This window comes from Clostridium kluyveri DSM 555, from assembly GCF_000016505.1.
GTDB lineage: Bacteria > Bacillota > Clostridia > Clostridiales > Clostridiaceae > Clostridium_B > Clostridium_B kluyveri.
Window position 1 is genome coordinate 392,260 of the sequence record NC_009706.1, and the last position, 24,711, is coordinate 416,970.

Here is a 24,711-nt window from a genome sequence, read left to right on the forward strand (position 1 = left end):
TTGAGAAGATTAGGTATGGATTTAGGCAGCAGAGAAGTAAAAATAGTGATAATGGAAAATGAACATATTGTATTTAGAAATAAAATAAGTACTATGATTTTTTATAGGGATTTTTGCAGTTATGATGGTAAGATGATAGTCAATCTTGAAAAGTTAAATATTAAACATGTTGATTCTGCAGTTTCAACAGGTTACGGGAGGAATAACACAGATTTAAAATTATTTAAATCAATAAATGAGATAAAAGCCCATGTTTACGGAGCAATTTTTCAAACAAAATTAAAAAAATTTATACTTCTAGATATAGGAGGACAGGATGTTAAGGTGGTAAAAGTGGAGAAGGGATTGATAACAGACTTGGAACTTAATGAAAAATGTGCAGCATCAAGTGGAAGATATCTTGAAAATATGGCCAATATGCTGGAAATTTCTTTAGGGGATTTATGTGAATTTTATAAAGATCCTATAGAATTAAATTCTACCTGTGCAGTTTTTTCTGAATCAGAATTAATTGGAAAAGTAGCAGAGGGAATTGCAATTGAAAGACTTTGTGCAGGGGTTAACTATTCACTTTACAAAAGAATTAAGCCTTTTTTAAATAGATTCAAGGGACAAAGTCTTGTATTGGCCGGTGGAGTAGCTAAAAATCAAGCTATGTACAACTATTTGAAAAATGATTATGAAAAAATAATAGTTTTAAAAGAACCTCAATTTAATGGGGCTATAGGTTGTTGTTATTATGCTGAAAGGATGGATTTAAAATGAAAAAAGCAGTGGTTTTACTGTCTGGCGGACTTGACTCTACTACAGTTTTATATTTGGCTAAAAGTCAGGGGTATGAAGTTTATGCCATGAGTTTTGATTATGGCCAGAGGCATAAGAAAGAAATTCAATGTGCCAGAGATGTTGCCAGTGGCACAGGTGCAGCAGATTTTGTCCTGGTTACTACAAATATGAATGCTTGGGGAGGCTCTGCACTTACAGATAACTCTATAAAGGTACCTGAATTTAATGAAGAAAGTGAGAAAATACCTGTTACCTATGTACCCGCAAGGAATATGATATTTTTATCTTATGCAGCTTCTTATGCAGAGACAATAGGAGCCTATGATATTTTTATAGGAGTAAGTGAGGTGGATTATTCAGGATATGTAGATTGTAGACATGAATTTATTGATTCCATGGAAAAAACAATAAATTTAGGAACTGTGTGTGCTGTAGAGCATAAAAAATATATAAAAATACATGCTCCATTTCTGTATAAAACAAAATCAGAGGAGATTAAAATAGGTATGGATTTGGGAGTGAAATATGAAAAAACATGGACATGCTACAATGGAGAAGAATTTGCCTGTGGTATTTGTGATAGTTGTAGGTTAAGATTAGAAGCTTTTAAAGAGGCTGGCTATAAAGACCCAATAAAATATAAAGGAGAGAAGTAAATGCAATATGAAAAGAAAGATATTTTCAGAAATAAAAAATCTCTGTCAAAAATAAATAAAATTGCTATCTCTGGCGTTGTTATAGCAATATATGTAGTGGTTATGTATTTTACTCAAAGCTTTGCTTTTATGCAATTTCAGATAAGAATAGCTACAGCGTTATATGGTCTGTCTGCTATTTTTCCATTTCTTATTTTGCCTATGGGATTGAGTAATCTTATCAGTAATACTTTAATGGGAGGCCTTGGACTTCCTGATATGATGGGAGGGGCAATTGTAGGCATAATAACTTCACTTTTAGTGTATTTAATAAGCAAGTATAAATTTAATGATTGGCTTATTACCTTACCTATTATTATTATACCGGGATTTGGAGTACCTATATGGCTATCATATCTTCTTCATATAAAATATATGGTTTTAGTATGTAGTCTTTTGGTAGGTCAGATAATTCCTGCTATTTTAGCTGTATTTTTAGTTAAACAATTGAGAAAATTTTATTGATTTTATATTGACATTTTTTAATAAAAAGAATATACTTTTTTACAAGTTAAATTATTAATAAAATAAAACTAAGATGGAGAGAAAAATATTTGACCTATTAACTTCAGAGAGCCAACAGATGGTGAAAGTTGGTGTTAATATAAATATATAATAATCACTCCGGAGTTTCCAAGTAGAAAGACTTTTGTCTAGTAAACGAGGACGTCTACCAGCGGTATTTGGTTAGGGTTATAGTGGATATTTGTATCTAGTTATTTGAAGCTGACCTGAAAAATGAGTGGCAGTTAGGTATCTAACTGCAAATAAGGTGGTATCACGGAATGTTAATCTTTCGTCCTTATAAGCATATGTAAAGTGTTTATGAGTATGAAAGATTTTTTTATTTATAGAAATATAATCTTTTAATATGAATAATTAGAGAGGAGATTTAAAATTATGAAAGAAATGTTAACTTTAGAAACAGAAGAAGCACATTTAACTTTAGAAGATGTATTGGAAGCCAGAAAAAGAATAAAGGACATATGTATAGATACGGAATTAATATATAGCTCGGAATATAGTTTGGAAAGTGGAAATGAGGTATATATAAAACCAGAAAATTTACAGATAACCGGGGCATTTAAATTAAGGGGTGCTTTAAATAAAATTTCTAAATTAAGTGAGGATAATAAAAAGAAGGGACTGATTGCTTCTTCAGCAGGAAATCATGCCCAGGGAGTTGCCTATGCTGCAAACAAACTTGGAATTAAAGCTACAATTGTCATGCCAGAGACTACACCGCTTATCAAAGTGCAGGCCACTAAAAATTATGGAGCGGAAGTAGTACTTAAAGGAAAAGTTTATGATGAGGCCTATGAAGAAGCTAAGAGACTTGAGAAAGAAAAAGGATATACTTTTATACATCCTTTTGATGATTTGGATGTAATGGCAGGGCAAGGAACAATAGCTCTTGAGATTATAGAAAAATTAAAGGATGTGGATGCTATAGTAGTACCAATAGGCGGCGGAGGGCTTATAAGTGGTATATCAGTGGCCGCGAAGTCCATTAATCCCAATATAAAAATAATAGGAGTTCAGGCTGATGGGGCTAATCCTATGAAGTATTCTTTTGATACAGGAAAGTTAACCAGTGCAGAGGATATTGATACTATTGCAGATGGAGCGGCAGTAAAGAATCCAGGTAAGTTAACTTTTCAGGTAGTAAAAAAATATGTAGATGAAATTGTCACGGTAAGTGATCAACAGCTTATGGAGGATGTATATATTCTTTTGGAAAAGCACAAACTTGTAGCAGAGGCCACAGGGGCTATGTCACTGGCGGCATTAAGCAAATTGAAATTTAAAAATAAGAAAGTGGTATGTTTAATAAGTGGTGGAAATATAGATGTGGTAACAATGTCTGCACTCTTAAACCATGGACTTGTTTCAAGAGGAAGAATATTCTGTTTTTCAGTTAAACTTAAGGATACTCCAGGGCAGCTTTTACAGATATCAAAAATTCTGGCGGAAAAATCTGCAAATATAATAAAATTGGATCATAATCAGTTTAAAGCTATTGATAGATTAAAACATGTGGCTTTAGAAGTAACAGTTGAAACAAATGGTCATGACCATATAGAAGAGATAATTAAATCTTTAAATGAGCACGGATATAATATTGATAAGGTATATTAGTTGATTTGAAGACAGCAGATTAATACCCCCTACGCTTATTTAGAGTAAGTTTGGGGGCAAAATGCTGTTGTTTTTTAGTAATTTATTTAAGCTCTATAATTTGATATATATTTGACAATAATAATAAATAGGAGTAATATAAAAATGGCAAATGCCAATATAGATGCAAGGAGATGATTTTATGTCAGATTGTAGTTCATGTCCATCGAATGATGGATGCAGTAAGGATAATGAAAGTTGTGATGTTGATATTGATTTTAATCCCTATAATAAGGTAAAAAGGATTATTGGTATTATGAGTGGTAAGGGAGGTGTTGGAAAATCATCAATTTCTGTACTTGTAGCTAGACAGCTAAAGAAAATGGGGTATAGTGTAGGAATTTTAGATGCGGATATAACAGGCCCAAGTATTCCTAATTTAATGGGCCTAAAAGGTAAAAGAGCTGAAACCACAGAGGAATTTATAGTACCTGTAGATACAAAAGATGCAATAAAAGCTATATCATTAAATCTGCTTTTAGAAGATGAGAGCCAGCCGGTTATATGGAGAGGACCTGTAATAGGTGGTGCAGTTAAGCAATTATGGACAGATGTAATATGGGGGGAGCTGGATTATTTAATAATTGATATGCCTCCTGGAACAGGAGATGTTGCTCTTACTGTAATGCAATCCATGCCTATAGATGGCATAGTTATGATATCTGTGCCACAGGATTTGGTATCAATGATAGTTTCAAAAGCTGTAAATATGGCAAAAACCATGAATATCAACATACTCGGAGTTATTGAAAACATGAGTTATATAACCTGTCCAGATTGTGGGAAACAGATAAAACTTTTTAATGGTGAAAGCACAGATAAATTTTTGAAGGATATGGATTTGAAACTTTTGGGAGAACTTCCTATGTTAAGTGGCATAAGCAGTTTGTCGGAACAGGGAGATGAAAGTATAAGTGAAAATCTTCAAAAGATTTTTAAGCCTATTGTTGAAAATATAATCAATAGTTTAAAGGACATACCTCCAAAGGAATAATCTATGAAAATATACTCCAAAGAAGATATTATAAGGGTAAATGTATATGATTACATAATGACTTAAGAAAAGTTACAATGTTTAATTTTAAAATATGATTTATGAGCGGGACAGGTTACTGATCCTGCTTTTTAGTTACAGAAAATCAGAAGGATTCTTATTATATTGGTTATTATGCTCTGTATTAATTGATATTATATTATAATATATGCCTTATAATTGATAAATTATTATTTTGTATATTGAATATTGAAAGGTAGTATGATATATTACTATAAACAAACATTATCAAATATATTAGTAGGGGGATATTCATTATGGTTAATCCTAAATATCATATTTTTGTCTGTACAAGTTCTAGAGTTAATGGAAAACAACAAGGCTTTTGTTTTTCTAAAGAATCTGTAGATATAGTCAGTGAATTTATGGAGGAAGTAGAGAGCAGGGATTTAAGTGGAGAAGTCATGGTTACAAATACGGGATGTTTCGGTATATGTAATAGAGGACCAATAGTGGTGGTCTATCCAGAAGGTATATGGTATGGAGGAGTCACTGCAGAAGATGTAGAAGAGATAATGGACAAACATATTGAAGAGGGAGAAGTAGTAAAAAGACTTCAAATATAAAATAATACAAGATAGCTGTACATATATCACGGCTATCTCATTTTATCCAAACGCGGCAGCAATACTTCCATCTTCTTCAAGGAAGAAAAGCACGGTTAACGTGCCTGGATAAGTTTTTTTAGGTTCAGATGGAGAAAAGCATTTCTCTATAGCAAACTCCATCTGTATCTAAGAAAAAGTTGATGTTGTAAACTAATGACAATCATATTTTGGTATTAAAATCTCCCACCATTTCCTGAAGATCTGTCGAAGAATATTCCAGATTATCTGTTACTTCTTTTAATCTTATGGTTTTACTTAAAATATCTTCTAACAAACTCAGGGATTCCTCACTGCTGCTTGCTCCTCTGGCAGTTCTTTTATTTATCTTCTCTGCAGAGGTGTTTATGTTTGTCACCATATTACTTATGTCAGTACTTTCTTTATTGGTTATTTTAAGAATGGTTTCCATTTTTTCTGTTATATCTGTTATATTATTTACAATATACTTAAAAGAATCTATACTATTTTTTACGCCGTTTGAAGAATTTTTAACTTTGAAATTTATATCATTAATATCCTGAAAAGTATTATTAGTCTCATTTTGAATATTGGAAACTATCAACCCTATGGATTGAGTAGCTTCCTCTGTTTCAATGGCCAATTTTGATATTTCCTCTGCTACCACTCCAAATCCTTTACCTAATTCTCCTGCCCGTGCAGCTTCTATAGTTGCATTTAATGCTAAAAGCTGGGTTTGCTGGCTTATACTGTTGATACTTGTAACTACTTTGGTTATGGAATCAGAGTGATTCTGAAGCACGTGAATTCTATCTAAAGTTACTTTCATGGTTTTTTCCAGTTCATTTATTGAATTCAGTACATCATTTGAAAAATCATTTGCTTTAACAGCATGTTCACTGGTATTAACTATCTTATTTGCAGCTTGATGAATAAGGGAAGCCATTTCTTGTATGGAAGCTGAAAGACCATTAAAATGTTCTTTAGTATTTTGAAATATAGTATTTTGATTTTTTGATATATCTACCAGGCCATCCACAGTTTTAGCTACAGTATTCATGCTCTCTTTTATGTTATTGGTCAAATTTGAAACTACTTTTACAGAGTTCTTTGAGGTTTTTGATGAAATATCAACTCTTTTTATCATAGTCATCTGGTTATTGATAAATTTGTTAAACCACCTGGAAAGTTCACCTAGTTCGTCATAAGAAAGCTTGTCCACTCGTTTGGTTAAATCCCCTTCCCCTTCAGCTAATTGATGGAGTATATCTACAGTCTTATTTAAGGGTGTTACAACTAGCTTTTGTGAAGATATGCAGCTTACCGCAGTTATTAAAAGCCAGGTTATAATTGAGCTTATAATACCTATAATTGTATTTGTATTATAAGCTATGGTATTTATTAATATAGCAGCAGCTGTACTAATTGATATTATAATAGGCAACTTTAAATTTAAGCTTTTAAAATTGTATATTTCGGCTATATCACCTTCACACATCATTCCCCATATTTCATCACTATGAGGAGGAGTTATTAAAGTGCCTTTGCCTCCTACCATTATGTGTCTATAATCAGGATATCCAGGCCAACAGTCTAAGTTATCCTTGTTTTTAATAGTATTCCTCACTCCGGGATGTAAGTCACCTGTTTCAGGATCTGTGAATCTTATTTCAAATTCTGTATGGTTTTTAATCTTAACAATTCCCCATTTTAAAGTTCTGATTCCATCTTTTAAATTGTCACCCATAGTAAAAGTATTGTCTTCAAATCTGCTTCTAGATATGGCAGTTCCGGGAAGTATATCTCTATTTGTTTTTACCATGAATAAATAGTTATCTCCAGAATCTTTATATACATGGGTATCTTCGTCTTGAATTACATTGCTCATATCATCATTTAGAACCCTGCCAATAAGTATTTTCTTGGATTCACAGCAATCTGTGTAGGGCATAGAAAATAATAGGGTTACTTGATCTGCGAATTTCTTCTTAGATAAATCAATATCTAAAGTGTTTTCGTCTTCATAAGGTCCATACATGAATTTTTCCCCTTTTATCCCTTTTTCATAATTGGGAAAATAGCTCATATTAAGGCCTATGTGTTTGCTGCAGGTGGATTCAATAACTGTTCCAGTATCATTTAATATAAACAATTCACAAAAATCCTTGTACTGGTTTAATTCTTCCTTTAGTTCTTCAAGCAATTTTTTATCATCTTCCTGAAAACATCGTATAATGTTACAGGTGTTTTCAAGCTGCATCCATTTATCTTTAAACCAGTTTTCTAAAGCTTTTTTTCTGCCTTTTGAAATACCTTCAAATACCTTTTCAGATTGTCCTTTAATTCTTCTGTTTAGTAAATACATAATTTTTAATTTCATCATGGATTTTAACCCCTCTCTGATAAATTGTTATAAAGTAAGATTGTTATTGTATTCACTGGTAATATTTCAATAAAAAGTATAATGTTTTAATGACTTTTATTACTTTATGTTACAATAATATCTTGAAATTATTAATATTCTACATAATTTATGAAAATCCTTTAAAAAATTAAAAAAAGTATACTAAAATGAGATAAATGCCTTGTTGATTTTAACAATATATAAAATTATATAAAATATTTTTATCAAATTTAAAATCGTATTAAATTCAATAAAAATATACTTTCATAAAATTTAAGTATATTTATTACAGTTATAATAAATATACTTAAAAATAATAATAAAGTAATAATATAAAACGCAGAAAATTGATATTTTAATATATGTATATGCTAAATGGTGAATATATTATTGCATTGTAAAAAAATGTATAATTCCATTTTTAACTATATTATTTCAAATAAAATCAATATATAAAAAGTAAAATGGCTATTCATATATGAAAATATAACATATATTGCTATGAAAATGATTTTATTGGGGTAATTTTGAGGAAATTGTATTTGAATTTATTATTTATCCATTAATTTCCTTATAAAATATGAACACAAAAATTCAAAATTATAAAATTATATTTTTATTTCATCATTTAAAGCATTATATAGCAGTTATGATATACTCCCTTAAATTTCTATATATGCATTAAAATTTGCAATTATTAATATAAATATACATAAAATAATAAATTAATAAAATTTCAATATTTCTATTGATAATTTGCATAAAAGTTAGTATTATATAAATAAGTTTTTTAAAAGATGACAGAAAAAATATACTTAAAAAAACTTATAATTTTTTTATTAATTTATTTTTAAGGAGGTATTTTTATGAGTGGAGTGAATGCAGCAGATACTGTATTTGTCATTATCAGTGCAGCTTTAGTAATGATAATGACTCCAGGACTAGCTTTATTTTATGGAGGAATGGTTAGAGGCAAGAATACATTAAATAGTACTCTTCATAGTTATTCAGCCCTAGCAGTAATATCCATACAGTGGATACTTATAGGTTATACACTGTGCTTTGGAAATAATATTGGCGGATTTATAGGTGGTTTTAATTTTGCAGGTTTAAAAGGAGTGGGATTTGCACCTAATGCAGATTATGCAGCTACAATTCCACAACAAGTATTTATGATGTTTCAGCTCATGTTTGCAATAATAACTCCTGCACTTATATCTGGATCTATCGCAGAGAGAATGAAATTTATGCACTGGCTTGCGTTTCTTTTGCTTTGGACAACTTTTGTTTATGATCCTATTGCTCATTGGGTATGGGGAACAGGCGGCTGGCTTAAGAACCTTGGAGCTTTAGACTTTGCAGGTGGTAATGTAGTTCATATAAGTTCAGGTGTATCAGGACTTGTAGCAGCATTAATGCTGGGCAAAAGAAGGAATGTAGGTAAACCTAGCAATCTTCCTTTAACTTGTCTTGGAGCTGCACTTCTCTGGTTTGGCTGGTATGGATTTAATGCGGGAAGTGGTCTTGGTGTAAATAGTGTAGCAGTAAATGCTTTTGTTACTACAAATACCTCCGCAGCAGCTTCAGCTGTAAGTTGGGCTATTTGTGAATATATATATAGAAAGAAAGTGACTTCTCTTGGAGTTGCCAGCGGATTAGTTGCAGGCCTTGTAGCTATAACTCCAGGTGCAGGATTTGTAAGTCCTCTGGCTTCATTGATTATTGGTCTAATAGGAGGAGCTATATGTTATACTTCAATTACTTTTATTAAATCTAAATTAGGATATGATGATGCACTAGATGCCTTTGGATGCCACGGCGTAGGAGGAATATGGGGAGGAATTGCTACTGGAATATTTGCATGGACAGCGATAAATTCAGCTGGATCAAATGGATTGATACATGGAAATCCAAAGTTGGTTGGAATACAGCTCATAGCTATTTTAGCCACAGTTATATATGCAGCGGTAGTTACATTTATTATAATTAAAGTAATTAATGCAGTAAGCAGTATGAGGGCAACTGAAAAAGACGAACAGACAGGCCTTGATGTTACAGAACATGGTGAAGAGGCTTATGGAGGAATAGGAGTTTAATATGGGTCCTATCTGCATATTTATTGATGAATAGAATAATATAAATTTGTATAGGATATTTTTACGTGATTTCAGGATATTGAAATATGTGTTTAATAAGGAGGTAAAATAATGAGTGATAAGCTTACTAAAGTAGATATTATTACTTCTAAAGGCAGATTTGAGGAATTAAAAAAAGCACTGGATGATATCGGCATCACAGGTATGACTGTTACCAATGTTTCAGGCTGCGGCATGCAGAAAGGTCATAAGGAATACTATCGAGGTTTGGCTATGGATATTAATCTTATACCTAAAGTAAAAGTAGAGGTAGTTGTTTGTGAAGTACCAGTAGATCTTGTGGTTGAAACTGCTAAAAAAGTACTTCATACTGGAGAAATAGGTGATGGAAAGATATTTGTATATAACGTGGAAAATGTTATACGTATAAGTACCGGTGATGAAGGCAGAGCGGCTCTTCAGTATAAAAAATCTTAGATCTTAAAAAATTCAAGTATTGAATTCTAAATTCAATACTTGAATTTTTTATACAGTTCTAAATAAACAAATTTACATTTGAATCTTCTGCTTCACCTAAATAGTAGCCTACTCCACCTAGTTTAACTCCCTCAATGAGTTCTTCCTTTTTAAGTCCCATGACGTCCATGGACATTTGACAGGCTACTATTTCAATACCGCTGTCCATGGCAGATTTGATTAAATCTTCCAGGGAACTTATATTTTTATCTTTCATAACTTTTCTCATCATTTTTGTACCCATTCCTAACATATTCATATTGGACAATTTCAATTTTTTGCTTCCACGAGGCATCATCTTTCCAAACATAGAATCCATAAATTGTTTTTTTACAGGCACTTTTTCAGGTTTTCTTAATATATTTAGTCCCCAGAAGGTAAAAAACATTGTAACTTTTTTACCCATTGAAGCAGCTCCATTGGCAATTATAAAAGAGGCCAGTGCCTTATCTAGGTCACCGCTGAATACCACAATAGTTTTATTATCATTATATGATATTTTATAGGCGTTGGCATTTTTCGAATTTAGTTCATCGTTTTTTTTTATAAAAGCCGTTACATTACAATTATTTTTGCTCAAACTAATAAGGTCATTATCAGTTCTCCTGCACCATGCTTTAATATCTTCATAAAAACCTGGATCAGAAGCAGTTACTTTAAGAATTTCTCCCTGTTCTAAATCATCAATAGAGGATTTTGTCTGCATAAGAGGTCCCGGGCAGGAAAGACCGCAGGCATTTACACTTTTGTTATAAGAAGGTTCCTCTAAATCAAACTTTAAACTTATAGTTTGATTATTGGAATTTGATTTTTTACCTGTGAAAACCTTAGTATTATCAAATTTTTTAGGCTTAAAATTTAATAATTTATAACTTTTATATCCCCCTGCTAGAATCTTAACTTTGTATCCATGTTGAGAAAGTATTCTAGCTGCGGTATAACTTCTTAAACCCACCTTACAATAGGCTATGATTTCTTTATTTTTATCTAGTTCTTCCAGTCTGTTTCTTAGTTCATCTAAAGGAATATTTAAGGCACCTTCAATATGCTGGTTTTCAAATTCTATTTTTGCATGTACATCTAAAATAAGGGTATTTTCTTTGTTATAATTTAAAAATTCTTCTGGAGTTATAACTTCTACTTTCCCGGATAAAATATTTTCTGCCACAAAGCCTGCCATATTCACAGGATCTTTTGCGGATGAAAATGGAGGGGCATAACTTAGTTCAAGTTTGGTCAAATCCTTTACTGTACCCCCAAGGCGAATGACTGCGGCAATAATGTCAATTCTTTTATCCACACCATCATAACCTGTACTTTGTGCACCTAAAATTTTACCTTCCTGATTAAAGATGAGTTTTAAAGATAATGGAAGTGCATCAGGGTAATAGGATGCGTGGGATGTTGGGTGAACATATATAACTTTATATGGAATGTTAAATTTCTTTAAAGTTCTTTCATTATTTCCTGTACTTGCCCCAGTTAAACTGAATACTTTAATTATTGCAGTACCTTGGGTTCCATCGTAGGTAGAATCTACTCCACATATATTGTCTGCTGCTATTCTTCCCTGCTTATTGGCAGGACCTGCCAGTGCAATTGCAGTATTATTACCATTTATGAAATCTATTACTTCTATGGCATCTCCCACAGCATAAATATTTTTAATATTTGTCTGCATTTTATTGTTGACTAATATATGTCCTTTAGTTCCCAAGTTTATTCCACTGTCTTTTATAAAATTTGTATTAGGTGCCACACCTATGGCAAGTATAACTAAATCCGCAGTGACCTTTGTATTGCTGTCAAGGGTTATTTCCACTTTTTCTTCATTATCTTTAAAAGATTTAACTCCGTCATTTAAAATTATATTTACGCCATTGTCCTCCAGCTCTTTTTCAAGAGCAGTTACCATATCTGAATCAAAAGGTGCTAAAATATGGGGCGCAGCTTCAATTAAAGTTACATCAAGACCTCTTTCTTTTAAATTTTCTGCCATTTCAATTCCAATAAAACCGCCGCCTATAATGGCTGCACTTTGAATATTTTCCCTGTCTACCAAAGATTTTATGTTATCTGTATCTGGTATATTTCTCAAGGTCAAAATCCTTTTACTGTTTATACCTTCAATATTTGGTCTGATGGCTTTTCCGCCAGGAGATAATACCAGGTAATCATAACTTTCTTCATAGGTTCCAAGGTCTTTGCTTTTTACCTTTACCGTGTTTTTATTCACATCTATATCGATGATTTCACTATTGATTCTGGCATCTATATTAAACTTACCTTTCATACCTTCCGGGGTTTCAACCAGCAGTCTTTCTCTATCTTTAATAGTATTTCCTATGTAGTAGGGAAGGCCACAATTTGCAAAGGATATATATTCATCCATCTCAAACATGATTATTTCTGCATTTTCATCTAGTCTCCTGAGTCTTGTAGCTGTGGAAGCTCCGCCTGCTACTCCACCTACAATCAATATTTTTTTTCTCATGAAAATTCCTCCCTCTATAATCTTAGTGTTTAATTATAAGTTACTTAAACAAAGCATTAACTAAGTCAATAACTAGTTCATTGCAGACTTTATAATTAATTTCTACCCCATTTCTCATACCTTTTATAATTCCAGCAGCTTTTAATTTCTGAAGATGCTGGGATAGTGTAGATTGAGGTATATTCAGGCACTGCTGCATATGACTTACATTGCAGCTTCCTGTTTCAAGTAATCCCTTAATTACACATAATCTAATGGGATGAGCCATTACTTTAAGAATTTCTGATACTTCTGCATATTTCATATAATTACTGTCCATAACGTACCTCTTTTCCATGGAATTTATTTATCGTTATATTTATATATTACAATATATTGATGTAATAGTCAACAACCTAATTTAAAAATAATTTGTTGGCTGCTTTAAAAAATGTTAATATATTTATACTATATTTTATAATACAATTGTATTATAAGTATTAAGTAAAGCTAAATGGTTTAAGGAGAAAAATATGGAATATACATTGATTGCCACCTCCACTTTTGGATTGGAAGCTGTGGTGGCTGGAGAACTTAAAGAACTTGGATATGATAATTTGAAGCTTGAAAATGGAAAGGTTACTTTTTGTGGAGATGAAATGGATATAGTTACTTGTAATTTATGGCTTAGGACAGCAGATAGAGTACTTATAAAAATGTCGGAATTTAAGGCAGAAAGTTTCGAAGAACTTTTTCAAGGTACACTTTCTGTGGATTGGGGAAATATCATGCTTGAGGATGCATTTATGCATGTGACGGGTAAATCTATAAAATCTAAATTGCATAGTGTGCCAGATTGTCAATCCATAGTTAAAAAAGCTGTGGTTGAAGCCATGAAAAGAAAGTATAATAGGGAAAGATTTCATGAAACTGGAGTGGAATATAAAATAGAAGTGGGTATACTTAAAGACAGGGTAACTTTGACTTTAGATACTTCAGGGGAAGCCCTTCATAAAAGAGGATATAGAGAAAATTCTGGAGGAGCACCTATCAAGGAAACACTGGCTGCTGCTCTGGTACTTTTAAGCAAATGGAATCCTTCACAAATACTTGCAGATCCTATGTGCGGCTCCGGCACTATTGCCATTGAGGCTGCATTAATAGCAAGAAATATGGCTCCGGGATTAAATAGAAGTTTTGTTTCGGAAAAATGGCATATAATTCCTCATAGCTTGTGGCAAGATTTGAGGAAACACGCCCAAAATTCTATTAATAGTAATGATTTTAGAATTCTTGCTTCAGATATAGATGGTAGAGTAATTAAAACTGCCAGAGCCAATGCAAAAAAAGCAGGAGTGGAAGATTATATCGCCTTTCAAAAAATGCCCCTGAAGAAGTTTAGTTCTAGTAAGAAGTATGGGTTCATAATAAGCAATCCTCCCTATGGAGAAAGACTTGGAGAAAAAAAGGAAGTGGAAAATTTATATAAGGATATGGGAGAAGTATTTTCAAGACTTGAAAATTGGTCTTACTTTATAATAACAGCCCACACTGAATTTGAAAAATACTTTGGTAGAAAATCTCATAAAAATAGAAAACTTTATAATGGAAGATTAAAGTGCTATTATTATCAGTATTTTGGAGAAAGAGATGAAAGGTAAAAATCAGGTATACTAAGTACACCTGATTTTTTCTACTTTTGTGCTTTTTCAGCTCGTATTGTTTTACCCTTTATGGTTTTATGTTGAAGTCCTTCGAGAACCATTTCAGCTTTACCAAAAAGTATATCCACGTAGGAAAAATTATCCTTTATATCTATTATTCCAATATCTTCAGGATTTACCCCAGGAATACTTGAAATGGTACCTGCCACATCTCTAGGTCGTATTTTTTTCCTTTTACCTGCACTTATATATATTTTTGTAATATCTCTGTTGAATTTTGTTGATTTATCTTCTTTCCGTTTAGGTGCAGATTTAAGTTTTTCATAAAATAGCTTTTTTCCTGTTTCAACTTCTTCTAAAGAGGGAATACTGCCTTCTTTAATAGTAATATGAAAATATTCTTCTATCTTTTTCAAATAGAGATATTCTTTAGGAGTAACAAAAGTTATGGCAGTTCCATTACTTGTAAAACGTCCTGTTCGTCCTATTCTGTGAATGTAGTTTTCCCTTTCCATAGGTATATCATAATTTATTATGTGGGTTATATTTTCCACATCGATTCCTCTGGCGGCTATATCTGTACATATAAGAAAAGTAAATTCCCCTCTTTTAAAGCTTTCGATTTTATCAATTCTTTCATTTTGAAGCATTCCTCCATGAAGAGCCTCACAGGAATACTTTCTAGCTTTCATTTGTAGAACTAAATCATCTACGTTCTTCTTAGTTCTGCAAAATATCATGGAACTGTCTGGTCTTTCAGTATATATTATTTTATTCAATAGAGAAAATTTATAAGGTGCTTCTATTTTGTAGTACATTTGTGTTATTCTGTCTTTTACTGAGCTTTCACACTGAACCTCTATGTTGAGTGGATTTTCCATATATACATTGCATAATTTTAGTATTTCATCAGGGATAGTTGCAGAAAAGAGAAGAGTAGTTCTATTCTTAGGAAGACTGCCTATAACGGATTCCACCTGTTCCATAAATCCTCTACTTAGCATTTCATCTGCTTCATCTATAACTAAATATTTTATTTTTTCAAGGACTAAAGTATTTCTTTCTATATGATCCAAAATTCTTCCTGGGGTTCCAGTTACCACATGAACTCTTTGTTTTAGTTTTTTTATTTGAAGGCTTATAGGTTCCTTGCCGAATACAGCAGTACAGTTTATCTTTTTTAACCTTCCAATGTATGAAAAATCTTCTTTAATCTGAAGGGCAAGTTCTCTTGTAGGAGTAAGCACCAATGCCTGTGGATTTTTCTCTTCTATTTCTATTTTTTCACAGATTGGTATTGCAAAAGCTGCGGTTTTTCCACTGCCTGTTTGTGATTTCACTATAATGTCTTTATTTTTTAAAATTAGGGGTATAACTTTTTCTTGAACTTCAGAGGGAGAATTATATCCAAGTTTTTGTAATGATTCTAATATAGTATTACTTAATTGAAAATCTTTAAAATTTAATTTATCCATAGTTTTACCTCATATGTTTTTAATAATACTATAATACTATTATGTACTGATAAAGTATAGTAAAAGTTATTTTTACATTAATGTAGTTTGTGAAAGGTAGAATTGTAAATTGATTTAAGATAGAATAGAAAACAAAGATTGTGCAGGGAGGTTTTAATATGAGTTACAAAATTTTAATTACAGAAAGTATAGAAGAAGAAGGGGTAGAATATCTAAAGAAATTCGGATATGAGATAAAAATGCCACGGGATACCTCCGAGGATGTTCTTATAGAGGAAGTTAAAGATTGTGATGCCATACTTGTTAGAATGGCAAATATCACAGAAAAGGTAATAAGGGCAGGAAAAAAGTTAAAGGTTATCTCAAGGTTTGGTGTAGGTGTAAATAATGTAGATATTAAAACAGCATCGGAGCTTTCCATACAAATTACCAATGCTCCAGAGTCAAATAAAAATACGGTGGCAGAATATACCATGGGTCTTATTATAGCATTGGCTAAGAAGTTCTTTCTCTATGATAGAGGGCTAAGAAAGGGAAATTTCAAAGTAAGGGATATTTTAGGCATTGATCTTGAGGGAAAGGTGCTTGGAATTGTGGGCCTTGGAAGTATAGGAAAGCTTCTGGCATTAAAAGCTTCAAAAGGTTTTGGGATGAAGGTTATAGGCTTTAAACGCCATATTGATGAAGAGTCCAAATCACTGGATTATGTTGAACTTACAGATAGCCTGGATTATGTGCTTGAAAATTCCGATTTTGTAAGTTTAAATGTTCCACTTACTAAAGCTACCACAAAAATTATAGGAAAAAGAGAATTGTCTTTTATGAAAAAGGATGCATTTCTTATAAATACAGCTCGTGGAGAAGTGGTAGATAATGATGCCCTTTGTAATGCTCTTTTAAATAAACAAATTGCAGGGGCGGCAACTGATGTATTTGATGGAGAGATACCTTCAAAGGATAATCCCATTTTTAAGATGGAAAATGTAATTGTAACCCCTCATAGTGCGGCTCATACCATAGAAGCCATGAAAAGAATGTCTGTTCATGCAGCTATTGGCATACATGAGGTTTTAAGTGGGAATAAGCCTTCCTGGCCTGTAAATATCAAAAATAATCTATAATAAGCAAAGGGAATGTATTTGGATTTTTTGTAAATTAAATTCGGATATATTCCCCTAAATTTACGGGAAAGTTACTGCTTATAAGTCTTATAATATTTATTTGGAGAAACTCCAAACATTTTTTTAAAAGCTCTTATAAAGTTGGAATAATCACCAAATCCAGATTGTACACAGGCTTCTGCTATATTTTTGCCATTTTTTATCAATAAATTTGACATAATGAGTCTTTTTTGAAGTATGTATGCATGGATTGTATAACCTGTTTGTTCTTTAAACTTGTGCATCAGATAATATTTACTCACATAAAACTCAGAGGAAAGAAAATCTATAGATAGGTTTTGATCTAAATGTCCATTTATATAATTTAAAATATCATTTATGCGTTCGTCATATTTAATGTCGTATAATTCTTTAGTATTTTTTTGTTTTAAAAATAATCTGTTAATGTACACTATAAATTGTAAAAGTAAAGAAATTCTCAGTGTTTCATAACCAAGGTCTTTGCTTTTAAAAGTATCTTTAATATCAAAAAGTATTTTTTTTATTATGTCAATCCAGTTATCTTCTAGTCTCAAAAGATTGAATCCTTGTTTTGAAGCTAATTCAAAGCAACTTAGTAAATTACAATTGTTATTATATCTTATTAAAAAATCTAAATTTATCCACATAATTATTCGCTCGTAGATTTTGTCGGGATCTATTATTGCCTTGTGTATGTCATTGTTATTTATTAAAAGTATATCCCAGGGCTTTAATTTATAGGATTTACCTTCTATCAAATAAGTTACATTTCCACCTATAAATATTACTATTTTATCAAAATTATGATAGTGGAATTCGAAGGAAATGTCTTCTTGCTCTTTTAAATAAAATATTTGAAAATCAGTTTTTAAATAACCTCTCTTTATCTTTAAACCTTTATTTTCTTCCATAGATGATTTACCTCAATAAATATTTATTATATAGAAGTTATAGTATAAATATAATTATATAGTAGGGCATTTTTTGCCATATTTCAAGCACTTTTAGCAATAAAAATAGCAAAAAATTAGAATATAATAATTATTAGATAATATAATTAGGAGGAAATTCACAATGAAAAAGTTTCTTGGGGGATATAAATTTTCTATAGTACTGTTAGGCTCAATAATTATAGGTGCAATTTTAGGTATTTTTTTAGGACATAAGGCATCCGTATTAAAACCTTTTGGTGATTTATTTCTAAATCTAATGTTTATGATAATAATACCACTGGTATTTTTTAGTGTTACTTCAGCCATAGCTAATATGAAAGGCATGAAAAGATTTGGTAAAATTATTGGAAGTACATTTATAGTGTTTCTGTTTACAGCGCTGGCAGCTTCTATAATAGGGATAATAGGTGTTTTTATAGTGGAGCCTGCAAAAGGCATAGATTATATGGCATTAAAACAAATTGTATCTGGAAGTAATGATTCATTGCAGCAAGTTAAGCACGTAGGAGTTTTTCAGCAGATTGTAAATACTATTACAGTTTCAGAATTCACATCTTTATTTTCTAAAAGTAATATGCTTCAATTGATTGTATTTTCAGTACTTTTTGGTATTTCAACAGCAGCACTTGGAGAAAAAGCAGAAACTGTTACCAAATTTTTCACTGCAGCTTCCCGTGTAATGATGGAAATGGTAAGAATAATAATGTATTATGCTCCTATAGGACTTGGATGCTATTTTGCTTCAGTAATAGGGGAGCTTGGACCTCAAATATTGCAGGGCTATTTAAAGGTTTTTATCCTTTATATAATTATATCCATTATTTATTATTTTGGTTTCTTTACTTTATATGCTTTTTTAGCAGGGGGGAAAAATGCAATTAAAATATTCTGGAAAAATGCTGCAGTTCCTACTATCACAGCTCTTGCCACCTGTTCCAGTGCTGCTAGTATTCCTGTTAACCTGGAATTCACAAAAAAGATGGGCGTTCCAAAGGATGTGACAGAAACAGTAATTCCACTTGGGGCAAATATTCATAAGGATGGTTCTGTAATTGGGGGAGTTATGAAAATTGCTTTTTTATTTGGATTGCTTAATAAGAATATGGCAAGCATCTCATCAGTACTTTCTATAATTTTTATATCTTTTTTAGTAGGGGCTGTAATGGCTGCTATCCCTAGTGGAGGCATGATTGGTGAAATGCTCATACTTAGTATATATGGTTTTTCTCAAGGATTACTTCCTATAATTATGGTTATAAGTGTCATAATAGATGCACCAGCTACTGTTTTAAATTCAACAGGAAACACAGTATGTAGTATGATGATATCACGGCTTGTAGAAGGGAAAGAGTGGATTTATAATAGAGTAAGCGGAAATAATAATATTTAACTTTATTTTTTATGTTGACAAACTAAGGATAAAGTGATATTGTATGCAAATAAGAACTATTATCTATAGGTAATAAATTACTAATGATATGGAAGTTACAAATATGTTAGTAACACTTAAATATAGTAAATCGTTGACAAGGAGATAAAACTATACGTGCACTTAAAAGAGAGTTGGCGGTGCTGGGAAGCTGACAGAACGCAGTATAGAAAAGTAGCCTTTGAGAGTGTGGGTCAAAAGGACTTTATGAAGTTCTGAGTAATTCACAACATTGGGATTATGTTATAAATCCGGAATGTGTTTGCATTCTTTAATGAGTGGATGTTTTACATCAATTAAGGTGGTACCGCAGGAAGATGAATTTAAATCCTGTCCTTTGTATTTATACAAAGGACAGGATTTTTTATTTTTATATATTATTAAAAAAGGAGAGATAAACATGAATTTTAAATATGCCCATAGAATGAATGGTTTAAATGCCTCTGAAATTAGAGAATTGTTAAAGATTACTCAACAACCGGAAGTTATATCATTTGCAGGAGGACTTCCAGCACCGGAGCTTTTTCCAATTGATGAGATAAAAGAAGCAAACAGACTTGTACTTGAAGAGGATGGAAAAAGTGCACTTCAATATTCAACTACGGAGGGATATGATCCTTTGAGAAAATGGGCTGCAGACAGAATGAATAAAATGTTAGGCACTTCCTTTGATTATGAAAATATATTAATTACACATGGTTCGCAACAGGCTCTTGATCTTTCAGGAAAAGTCTTTTTAGATGAAGGAGATATTGTAATATGTGAAAGCCCTACATACCTTGCAGCAATCAGTGCTTTTAGGGCATATGGATGTGAGTTTATTGAAGTACCTACAGATGAAGACGGTATGGTTATAAGTGAGCTTGAAAAGATACTTAAAACTACTGAAAGAATTAAACTAATATACGTTATTCCTAATTTTCAAAATCCTACAGGAAGAACCTGGAGTATTGAAAAACGTAAAGAATTATCAGAACTTGCTGCAAAGTATAATGTAATTGTTATTGAGGATAATCCTTATGGTGAGCTTCGCTATGAAGGTGAGCAACTACCCTCTGCTAAATCATTTGATAAAAGTGGAAATGTTTTATGTCTGGGCACTTTTTCAAAAATATTTTGTCCAGGATATAGAATTGGATGGATTGCTGGAGAGAAGGAGATTATAAAAAAATATGTATTGGTAAAACAGTCCACTGATCTTCAGTGCAATACAATTGCTCAAAGAGATATTGCAAAGTATCTTGAATTATATGATATTGATAAACATATAGCAGAAATTCTTAAGGTTTATAAGAAAAGGCGTGATTTAGCTATAAAAACAATGGAAGCAGAATTTCCAAAAGAAGTTACGTTTACAAGACCCCATGGTGGATTATTTATGTGGGTGCAACTGCCAGAAAATATAAATGCAAGGGATGTGCTTGAAAAATGTCTTGAAAGAAATGTTGCGTTTGTTCCAGGTGGCTCTTTCTTTCCAAATGGCGGAAAAGAAAATAATTTTAGAATTAACTACTCAAATATGCCAGAGGATAAAATTGTTGAGGGAATAAAATGTATTGGTGAAGTGTTGGGGAAATTTATTAGGGGGTAGCATCCTAAGGGATTTTGAATTGTAGAAGTACTGATATATCTTAATTTTAATTTCTTTGCAAGCTATTTGTTAATATGTTAATATATAAAATATATTTTGGATAAAAAATGTTTTTTATATATTCTTCTTATAATATCGTTAAGATTTTAACATTTGGAAACAAATTAAATGATCAAAATAGATACGGGGGTACTTTGAATGAATTTTAAATCAGATATACAAATAGCACAGGAATGCAGCATGGAAAATATAAAGGATATTGCAAAGAAATTGAATATTTTTGAAGATGAAATTGAATTATATGGGAAATACAAGGCCAAGATTGATTACAATCTTTTAAAAACTACTAAAGGTAAAAATGGAAAACTTATCTTATGTACAGCTATAAATCCGACACCTGCTGGAGAGGGAAAAACCACTACATCAATTGGAGTGGCAGATGCTCTGGCAAGGCTTGATAAATCTGTAGTTGTTGCACTAAGGGAACCTTCTATGGGACCTGTATTTGGAATAAAAGGAGGAGCTGCTGGAGGGGGATATGCTCAAGTAGTACCTATGGAAGATATAAATTTACATTTTACAGGGGATATACATGCTATGACCGCTGCTAATAATTTACTGGCAGCCCTTATAGACAATCATATATATCAGGGAAATAAGTTAAATATAGATTCTAGGAGGGTTGTTTGGAGAAGATGTGTAGATATGAATGACAGACAACTTAGATTTGTAGTTGACGGATTAGGGGGAAAGGTAAATGGAATACCACGAGAAGATGGTTTTGATATAACTGTTGCTTCAGAAATAATGGCTATATTTTGTTTATCAACGGACATAAATGATTTAAAAGAAAGAATTTCAAAAATAGTTGTAGGATATACTACAGAGGGTAATCCTGTAACCGCCCATGACCTAAAGGCTGAAGGAGCTATGGCAGCACTTCTTAAAGATGCTTTAAAACCCAATCTAGTTCAGACACTGGAAGGAACACCAGCCTTTGTACATGGTGGGCCTTTTGCTAATATAGCTCATGGATGTAATTCCATAATGGCAACTAGAATGGCAATGCATTTTGGAGATTATGTAGTTACAGAGGCAGGTTTTGGTGCAGATCTTGGTGCAGAAAAATTCCTAGATATCAAATGTAGAATGGCAGGGTTGAGACCAGATGCAGTAATAATAGTTGCTACGGTAAGGGCACTTAAATATAATGGAGGAACACCAAAGACAAAATTAAATAATGAAAATTTAGAAACTCTTGAAAAAGGTATTCCAAATCTGTTAAAGCATGTGGAAAATATAACTAAGGTATTTAAGTTGCCGGCAGTAGTAGCATTAAATGCATTCCCTACGGATACAGAGGCTGAACTTAAGTTAGTAGAGGAAAAGTGTAGAGAATTTGGAGTGAGTGTGAAGTTATCGGAAGTTTGGGCAAAGGGCGGAGAAGGCGGAATAGAGGTGGCAAAAGAAGTACTGAGACTTATAAATGAGGGTAAAAATGATTTTCAGTTCGCATATGATGAAAAATTGCCAATCAGGGACAAAATAAGAGCTATAGCCCAAAAAATATATGGTGCAGATGGTGTTACTTTTACCAATCAGGCGGAAAAGGAAATAGATGAGCTTGAAAAGTTAGGCTTTGGGAAAACACCAGTTTGTATAGCTAAAACTCAATATTCCCTGACAGATGATCAAAATAAACTTGGAAGACCAAAAGGATTTAAAATTACAGTAAGACAGGTTAGCATTTCTGCAGGAGCAGGTTTTGTAGTGGCAATAACCGGTTCAATAATGAAAATGCCGGGACTTCCAAAAGTTCCTGCTGCAGAAAAAATAGATGTGGATGAAAATGGAGTAATAAGTGGATTATTTTAAATAGCCGGGGAGGAAATATTATGAAATTAAGAGATAAAAGTTGTATGGATTTTGTGGAAGTACTGGGATCCAAGAGTGCAGCTCCGGGAGGGGGCAGTGCTTCTGCTTTAGTGGGAGCTTTGGGAGCAGCACTTTGTAGTATGGCTTGTAATCTTACCCTAGGAAAGAAAAAATATGCAGAATATGAGGAAAAATTGGAATTTATATTACAAAAGACCTATAAGCTGCAGAGAGAACTTTTAAATATGGTAGATGAAGATGCAAAATGTTTTCTCCCTCTTTCTAAGGCCTATGGGATGTCAAAAGGTACCAAAGAAGAAAAAATGATAAAAGAGAAGACTTTGCAAAGATGTTTAAAAGATGCCTGTGAAGTACCCATAAATATCATTAAAAAGGCATATGATGCTATTAAACTTCATGAGGCTTTAGTGGACAATTGTTCAAAACTTGTAATAAGTGATGTAGGGGTAGGAGTTCAGTGTTTAAGAGCTTCAATAGTTGGAGCACAACTTAATGTAATAATCAATATAGGTTCCATAAATGATGAGGAGTATGTCCATAAAGTAAAATCAGAAATAGAATCTTTAGTTAAAGAAGGTATTGAAATTGCAGATAGGGTATATAGTAAGGTAGTGGAGATACTTTCTATGTAGCAGCATATTTTTAAATAATTACTGTAATATATTTTGAATATAAAGGAGAACGTAAGTATGGGTCTAATAATTAAAGGTAAACCCGTGGCAGATGCTATAAGTGAAACTTTGATTAAAGAAGTGGATAATTTTAAAATACAAGGTATTATTCCTAAACTAGTTATAATAAGAGTCGGAGCCAAGGCAAGTGACCTTGCTTATGAGAAGGGAATATTGAAAAGATGTAATGGAATTGGAATAGAAACATATGTAAAAGAATTTCCAGAAGATATATCACAAAGAGAATTTATAAGGGAATTAAGAAGGTTAAATGAAGATAGAAATGTAGATGGCATAATGGTATTTAGGCCCTTACCCAAACATTTAGATGAAAATATTATAAAATATGTAATTACACCTGAAAAAGATATAGATTGTTTTAATCCCATAAATTTAGCTAAAGTAATTGCAGGGGATAGCACTGGTTTTGCACCTTGTACACCACGTGCAGTTATGGAGATATTGAAGTACTATAATATTGACGTAGAGGGTAAGTTTTCGGTGGTAATTGGAAGAAGCATGATAGTTGGAAAGCCTATGTCAATGCTTCTTTTAAATGAAAATTCCACAGTTACAACATGTCATTCAAAAACTGTTCACCTAGATAAAATTTGTTCTCAGGCAGATATATTGGTGGCAGGTATCGGAAAGGCTGAATTTATAGATTCAAAATATATTAAAGAAGGGGCTGTAGTTATAGATGTAGGGATAAATGTAGATAAATACGGAAAACTATGTGGAGATGTGGATATAAAAAGCTGTCAGTGGAAAAATGTAATTGTGACGCCGGTTCCAGGAGGAGTGGGAACAGTTACTTCTTCTGTATTGGCACAACATGTTGTAGAGGCATGTAAACATAAAAACAAGCTGTAATTGAGTAATTAAATACTATAGACAAGAGAGTCATCTTTTTAGATATAATAATCTCGAATGGACTCTTTTTTTCTATAATGGTATTTTTTAATAAACAATATGGTAAAGTATATATAGATGTGAAATAGTTGTATTTAACAATAATTAAATTTGAAAATCATTCACGTGAGTTATCTTATTAAGTAATTCTCAAAAATTACTTATCCCCAGTTTAAAAGGAGTCAGAGTGCTAGTGATATCACTCTTAGG

Annotated in this window: 20 protein-coding genes and 1 other annotated feature; of the genes, 15 read left to right on the forward strand and 5 right to left on the reverse strand. The window is 32.1% G+C overall.

Annotated elements, in window-relative coordinates; all coding sequences use genetic code 11:
• The 6 genes from CKL_RS02090 to CKL_RS02115 all read left to right on the forward strand — a co-directional run bounded on the left by CKL_RS02090 (position 1) and on the right by CKL_RS02115 (position 5,279).
• Positions 1-765 carry an acyl-CoA dehydratase activase gene (locus CKL_RS02090; RefSeq protein ID WP_011988992.1) on the forward strand — a complete coding sequence of 255 codons (765 nt, stop codon included), beginning with the start codon at positions 1-3 and terminating at the stop codon, positions 763-765.
• Positions 762-1,442: a 7-cyano-7-deazaguanine synthase QueC gene (gene queC, locus CKL_RS02095; RefSeq protein ID WP_011988993.1), complete on the forward strand. Its 681-nt coding sequence runs from the start codon at positions 762-764 to the stop codon at positions 1,440-1,442. Before CKL_RS02090 ends, queC begins: the two co-directional genes overlap by 4 nt.
• A complete protein-coding gene (locus CKL_RS02100; protein WP_011988994.1) occupies positions 1,443-1,946 on the forward strand; it encodes a QueT transporter family protein in 504 nt (167 codons plus the stop codon).
• A gap of 61 nt (positions 1,947-2,007) precedes the next feature.
• Positions 2,008-2,288 (forward strand) — a binding site (T-box leader).
• Between the two features lie 93 nt (positions 2,289-2,381).
• Positions 2,382-3,620: a threonine ammonia-lyase gene (gene ilvA / locus CKL_RS02105; protein ID WP_011988995.1), complete on the forward strand. Its 1,239-nt coding sequence runs from the start codon at positions 2,382-2,384 to the stop codon at positions 3,618-3,620.
• Between the two features lie 181 nt (positions 3,621-3,801).
• Positions 3,802-4,653 (forward strand): Mrp/NBP35 family ATP-binding protein, encoded by an 852-nt coding sequence (locus tag CKL_RS02110; RefSeq protein WP_011988996.1) that lies wholly within the window; start codon positions 3,802-3,804, stop codon positions 4,651-4,653.
• 317 nt (positions 4,654-4,970) lie between these two features.
• On the forward strand, positions 4,971-5,279 hold the full coding sequence (locus tag CKL_RS02115; RefSeq protein WP_011988997.1) for a 2Fe-2S ferredoxin: 309 nt from the start codon (positions 4,971-4,973) through the stop codon (positions 5,277-5,279).
• A 202-nt stretch (positions 5,280-5,481) separates the two neighbouring features.
• Here CKL_RS02115 and CKL_RS02120 read toward each other — a convergent pair whose 3' ends face one another.
• Positions 5,482-7,662 carry a methyl-accepting chemotaxis protein gene (locus tag CKL_RS02120; protein WP_011988998.1) on the reverse strand — a complete coding sequence of 727 codons (2,181 nt, stop codon included), beginning with the start codon at positions 7,660-7,662 and terminating at the stop codon, positions 5,482-5,484.
• Between the two features lie 887 nt (positions 7,663-8,549).
• On the opposite strand from CKL_RS02120, the gene CKL_RS02125 reads away from it, so the two are divergent.
• Both CKL_RS02125 and CKL_RS02130 read left to right on the forward strand, forming a co-directional pair.
• Positions 8,550-9,779, forward strand: coding sequence for an ammonium transporter (locus CKL_RS02125; RefSeq protein ID WP_012620130.1), 1,230 nt, complete (start codon positions 8,550-8,552; stop codon positions 9,777-9,779).
• Between the two features lie 111 nt (positions 9,780-9,890).
• Positions 9,891-10,256, forward strand: a complete 366-nt coding sequence (locus CKL_RS02130) for a P-II family nitrogen regulator (protein ID WP_011989000.1) — start codon at positions 9,891-9,893, stop codon at positions 10,254-10,256.
• A 58-nt stretch (positions 10,257-10,314) separates the two neighbouring features.
• Here the strand turns inward: CKL_RS02130 and CKL_RS02135 are convergent, their stop codons facing one another.
• Both CKL_RS02135 and CKL_RS02140 read right to left on the reverse strand, forming a co-directional pair.
• Positions 10,315-12,789, reverse strand: coding sequence for a DsrE/DsrF/DrsH-like family protein (locus CKL_RS02135; protein WP_011989001.1), 2,475 nt, complete (start codon positions 12,787-12,789; stop codon positions 10,315-10,317).
• 40 nt (positions 12,790-12,829) lie between these two features.
• Complete coding sequence (locus CKL_RS02140) at positions 12,830-13,108, reverse strand: ArsR/SmtB family transcription factor (protein WP_011989002.1); 279 nt, start codon at positions 13,106-13,108, stop codon at positions 12,830-12,832.
• A gap of 193 nt (positions 13,109-13,301) precedes the next feature.
• On the opposite strand from CKL_RS02140, the gene CKL_RS02145 reads away from it, so the two are divergent.
• Entirely contained in the window at positions 13,302-14,429 is a 1,128-nt protein-coding gene (locus CKL_RS02145; protein ID WP_011989003.1) for a THUMP domain-containing class I SAM-dependent RNA methyltransferase, read from the forward strand.
• 32 nt (positions 14,430-14,461) lie between these two features.
• On the opposite strand, the gene CKL_RS02150 is transcribed toward CKL_RS02145, so the two are convergent.
• Positions 14,462-15,907 (reverse strand): DEAD/DEAH box helicase, encoded by a 1,446-nt coding sequence (locus CKL_RS02150; protein WP_011989004.1) that lies wholly within the window; start codon positions 15,905-15,907, stop codon positions 14,462-14,464.
• Positions 15,908-16,065: 158 nt separating this feature from the next.
• On the opposite strand from CKL_RS02150, the gene CKL_RS02155 reads away from it, so the two are divergent.
• Positions 16,066-17,028, forward strand: a complete 963-nt coding sequence (locus CKL_RS02155) for a hydroxyacid dehydrogenase (protein ID WP_011989005.1) — start codon at positions 16,066-16,068, stop codon at positions 17,026-17,028.
• Between the two features lie 71 nt (positions 17,029-17,099).
• Here CKL_RS02155 and CKL_RS02160 read toward each other — a convergent pair whose 3' ends face one another.
• Positions 17,100-17,960, reverse strand: a complete 861-nt coding sequence (locus CKL_RS02160; RefSeq protein ID WP_011989006.1) for an AraC family transcriptional regulator — start codon at positions 17,958-17,960, stop codon at positions 17,100-17,102.
• 163 nt (positions 17,961-18,123) lie between these two features.
• Between CKL_RS02160 and CKL_RS02165 the strand changes: the two genes are divergently transcribed.
• The 5 genes from CKL_RS02165 to CKL_RS02185 all read left to right on the forward strand — a co-directional run bounded on the left by CKL_RS02165 (position 18,124) and on the right by CKL_RS02185 (position 24,462).
• On the forward strand, positions 18,124-19,392 hold the full coding sequence (locus CKL_RS02165) for a dicarboxylate/amino acid:cation symporter (RefSeq protein ID WP_011989007.1): 1,269 nt from the start codon (positions 18,124-18,126) through the stop codon (positions 19,390-19,392).
• A 439-nt stretch (positions 19,393-19,831) separates the two neighbouring features.
• Positions 19,832-21,022 (forward strand): aminotransferase-like domain-containing protein, encoded by a 1,191-nt coding sequence (locus tag CKL_RS02170; protein WP_011989008.1) that lies wholly within the window; start codon positions 19,832-19,834, stop codon positions 21,020-21,022.
• Between the two features lie 198 nt (positions 21,023-21,220).
• On the forward strand, positions 21,221-22,897 hold the full coding sequence (locus CKL_RS02175; protein ID WP_011989009.1) for a formate--tetrahydrofolate ligase: 1,677 nt from the start codon (positions 21,221-21,223) through the stop codon (positions 22,895-22,897).
• Between the two features lie 20 nt (positions 22,898-22,917).
• Positions 22,918-23,550, forward strand: a complete 633-nt coding sequence (locus CKL_RS02180) for a cyclodeaminase/cyclohydrolase family protein (protein ID WP_011989010.1) — start codon at positions 22,918-22,920, stop codon at positions 23,548-23,550.
• Between the two features lie 57 nt (positions 23,551-23,607).
• Positions 23,608-24,462, forward strand: coding sequence for a bifunctional 5,10-methylenetetrahydrofolate dehydrogenase/5,10-methenyltetrahydrofolate cyclohydrolase (locus CKL_RS02185; RefSeq protein ID WP_011989011.1), 855 nt, complete (start codon positions 23,608-23,610; stop codon positions 24,460-24,462).
• Positions 24,463-24,711 lie beyond the last annotated feature (249 nt).